This is a genomic window from Streptomyces niphimycinicus, from assembly GCF_018883605.1.
In the GTDB taxonomy this organism is placed as follows: Bacteria; Actinomycetota; Actinomycetes; order Streptomycetales; family Streptomycetaceae; genus Streptomyces; species Streptomyces niphimycinicus.
Genome location: NZ_JAHLEM010000753.1, coordinates 1 through 3,853, shown reverse-complemented (window position 1 = coordinate 3,853; position 3,853 = coordinate 1). Strand labels below are relative to the sequence as shown.

Below are 3,853 nucleotides of genomic sequence, written 5' to 3'. Positions count from 1 at the left end.
GAGATCACCCCGCCCAACGAGACCAAGTCCCTCAAGATCGAGTGGCCCTGGGAGTCCGACAGCCTTGTCGACCAGCGCGGCGCCACCCATCCCGGCACCTTCGTCAACCCCATCGGCTGACCAGCTCAGAGCTGTGCCATGCCAACAGCCGACGCCTCGCGGGGTGCCGTCCCGGCGGGCTCCCCGCCGGGACGGCGCTCGCGTCGGGCCGTGCGGCCCGGCTCAGGCTCAGGTGCAGTACTGCGCTTCCTTGCCGATCGAGCGGTACATGCAGTCCGCGTTCTCCACGAGTTGGAGCACCGCGTCGCGGTTGCGGCTGGTCTCGCGGTCGATGACCTCGTCGGGCGGGTAGAAGCCGCCGCCGCCGGAGCCGGTCGGGTACATCTCGAAGGTGTAGGCGAAGACCTTCTGGGTGCCCCACAGATAGTCGTCGATCGCGCCGTCGGTGATGTACAGCTCGCTGGACTGCTCGGGGGTGTAGCCGTTGCTCGCGGCCATCTTCTTGCCGACCGCCGCGAAGGCGTCGTAGTCGTCCCGCGTCATACCGGTGGTGGTTTCGTCGTACGTCCAGCCGAAGGGCCACAGCACCAGTTCGCTGTAGGTGTGGAAGTCGATGGCGGCCTTGATCTGCTGCTTGCCGCCGACGACGCGGCTGCGGGCGAAGTCGGCGACGACCTTCACCTCGGGGGCCGACGCGGCTTTGGGGCCGCGGTAGGTCTCCGAGCCGGGGGAGCCGGAGGAGCCGCCGCAGCAGCCCCATTTGAAGTCCCAGTTGCGGTTGAGGTCGGTGCCGACGGACGAGGAGCCGGAGTTGGGCTGGCGGTTCTTGCGCCAGCTCCGGTAGGAGCCGGTGGCGATGTCGTACTCGCCGCCGTCCGGGTTCACATCCGGGATGATCCAGATCTCCCGGCCGTTGACCGCGTTCGTGATCCGGGAGTCGCTGCCGTAGCCCTCGGTGAACTGCCGCACCAGATAGAGCGCCATCTCCACGGTCAGGTGCTCACGCGCGTGCTGATGGGCGGTGAAGAGGACCTCGGGCTCGTTCTCGTCCGTCGCCACGTTGTCGCTGATCTTGAGAGCGACGATGTCCCGGCCCTCGTACGACTTTCCGATGACGCGCTTGCTGAGGATCGACGGATACTTGGCGACCGTCGCGTTGATCTCGGCGTTCGCTTCGGCGTAGTTGTGGTACTTCGCATCGGCCGAGGGGAAGTCGAAGGGCTTGGCCGCCCTGCCCTGGCTGCGGTCGGGCGGGCCCGGGAGCGCGGTGAGCCGGTAGCCGAGCGCGCGCAGCCGCTCGGCCTGCGCCGCGTCGGCGGTGACGACCAGGGAGCGGGCGTCCACCTCGTCGATGGACACGCCGGTGGCGGCGACGGCCGAGCGGTCGGCCCGGGTGGCGGGGCCGGAGACCTCGTACTGCCGCACGCTCTCGTCGGCGCCCTGGGCAGTGGATGATGCGGTGCGGCCGGTGCCGGGCCGTGGAGCGGGATCGTCGGCCTGAGCTGCCATGGGGGCGGCGAGTGCGAGGGTGAGCAAGGCGGTGAGGGCGGTGGCCCGTCTGCCGCGGATGCGACGTCGCATGACATCTCCTGGGGGGTTAAGGGCGAGCGACTGCTGCGCCAGTGTTCGGCCATGCGCATGACATGCGCAAGGGTGGGAAATGGTCGAAGCCGAAGGAATCTCTCATCGAGGGAAGGAACCCCCCGCATGAACAGATCTCTCGTCGGTGCGCTCTCGGCCCTGTTGTTGGGCGGCGCGACCCTCGTCGGCGCGGGCGCGGCGCCCGCGGCGGCCGCATCTCCCGCCAAGGCCCCCGCCAAGGCTCCGAAGGCGGTCAACTTCGCGGGCACGGTGGCGCTCAGCAACTGCTCCGGCTCCGTCGTCCGGACGCCGGGCTCGGCCGACACCGACCCCGCGCTCGTGCTCTCTAACGGCCACTGCCTGGAGAGCGGCTTCCCCGGCGCGGGAGAGGTGATCGTCGACAAGCCGTCGACCCGGAGCTTCACCCTGCTGACCGCTTCGGGTGGCAGCGCCGGCACCGTACGCGCGAGCAAGGTCGCGTACGCGACGATGACCGACACCGACATCTCGCTGTACCAGCTCACGTCGACATACGCCCAGATCCAGTCGGCGTACGGCATCAAGGCGCTGCCGCTGTCGGACAGCCACCCGACCCAGGGCTCCGCCATCAATGTGGTCTCCGGCTACTGGAAGAAGATCTACTCCTGCAATATCGACGGATTTGCATACCGTCTTAAGGAGGGGGACTGGACCTGGAAGGACTCGGTCCGCTACACCTCCGCCTGTAACACGATCGGCGGAACCTCGGGCTCTCCCGTCGTCGACCCGGCGTCCGGCAAGGTCGTGGCCGTGAACAACACGGGCAACGAGGACGGCGGCCGCTGCACCCTCAACAACCCGTGCGAGGTGGACGAGAACGGCGCGGTGACGGTGCGCCGGGGCATCAACTACGCCCAGGAGACCTACGGCATCACCAAGTGCGTGACCACCGGCAACAAGATCGACCTGAACCTGGCGGGGTGTGCGCTGCCCAAGCCGTAGCGAACATCAGTACGCCGGTGCGCCCCGCATGGCGTGAGCGGGGCGCACCGGCGTACGTCGAACTGTCGTTCGCGCCTTGCGGGTCTACAGCCCGTGGACGTGCGGGCCGACCGCCTTCGACCAGGCGTTCCCGCCGGCCGCGTCCCAGTTGGTGGACCAGGTCATCGCGCCACGGATGCCGGGATACGTCTTGGACGGCTTGAACGAGCCGCAGCCGGTGCCCTTGGCGAGGCAGTCGAGGGCGTTGTTGACCACGCCCGGCTCGACATAGCCGGAGCCGGCGCCGCTGGTGGAGGCGGGCACGCCGATGCCGACCTGGGACGGGTCGAGGCCGTTCTCCAGTTGGATGCAGGCGAGGGCGGTGAGGAAGTCGACCGAGCCCTGGGAGTAGACCTTGCCGTCGCAGCCCTGCATCGAGCCGCTGTTGTAGTACTGCATGTTGACCACCGTCAGGAAGTCCTTGATGGCCAGCGCGGTCTTGAAGTACTCGGTGGACGCCGACTGCATGTCGATGGTCTGCGGCGCCATGGTGACCACGACATCGCTCTTCTTGTCGTGGATGGCCTTGAGAGCCTTGGTCATGTAGGTGGAGTTGACGCCGTTCTCGAGGTCGATGTCGACGCCGTTGAAGCCGTACTTGTCCATCAGGCCGGTGATGGAGGAGGCGAAGGCGTCCGCCGAGGCGTCGTCGCTGACCGAGATGGAGCCCTTCTCGCCGCCGACGGAGACGATCACGGACTTCCCGGCCGCCTGCTTGGCCTTGATGTCGTCCTTGAACTGCTGCTCGTCGCTGTAGCCGGTGGCGGGGTCGAGCTTGAAGTCGACCGCTCCGGGAGAGCCGGTGGCGTCCGCGAAGGCGACCGCGATGATGTCGTAGTCGTCCGGGACGTCCGAGAGCTTCTGCTTCGTCGCGCCGTTGTCGAAATTCTGCCAGTACCCGGTGACGGCGTGCTCGGGGACTGCGGCGGCGTGCTGCTTCGCGTCGGGGTGCTCCTCCGACGCGTTGGCCGAGCCGGCGGATATCAGCCCTCCGGCGGCGATGGCGACGACTGCTGCGGCTCCGAGCAGCCGCTTGGTGAACTGTGCGCGTACCACGACAGCCTCCGTAGGTGGGGGGAGAGGTGTGGGGGTGGTGTTGCGAATGCGTGTTCAGGGGCCCCTGTGGCGTGCGTATAAGGTGGTCCAGACCAATGCCGTTGTCAACCCCGCGCGACATCTTCCCTGCACATGAGGGTGAAAAATGCGGATGAGGGGGCCGAGCGCTTGCGCCCCGGCCCCCTTGGCCCATCCC

At 67.9% G+C, this 3,853-nt stretch carries 3 protein-coding genes and 1 pseudogene; 2 read left to right on the top strand and 2 right to left on the bottom strand.

The genetic code is table 11. From position 1 onward, the window contains the following. Positions 1-120: pseudogene (locus KN815_RS51155) on the top strand (DUF4232 domain-containing protein); the annotation flags it as partial. A 108-nt stretch (positions 121-228) separates the two neighbouring features. Here the strand turns inward: KN815_RS51155 and KN815_RS41845 are convergent. Continuing rightward, positions 229-1,581 (bottom strand): M14 family metallopeptidase, encoded by a 1,353-nt coding sequence (locus KN815_RS41845; protein ID WP_216347009.1) that lies wholly within the window; start codon positions 1,579-1,581, stop codon positions 229-231. 126 nt (positions 1,582-1,707) lie between these two features. Here KN815_RS41845 and KN815_RS41840 point away from each other — a divergent pair, with 126 nt between their 5' ends. Next, positions 1,708-2,562, top strand: a complete 855-nt coding sequence (locus KN815_RS41840; protein ID WP_216347008.1) for a S1 family peptidase — start codon at positions 1,708-1,710, stop codon at positions 2,560-2,562. Between the two features lie 84 nt (positions 2,563-2,646). Here the strand turns inward: KN815_RS41840 and KN815_RS41835 are convergent, their stop codons facing one another. Further along, a complete protein-coding gene (locus KN815_RS41835) occupies positions 2,647-3,657 on the bottom strand; it encodes a chitinase (RefSeq protein ID WP_216347007.1) in 1,011 nt (336 codons plus the stop codon). Positions 3,658-3,853: the final 196 nt, after the last annotated feature.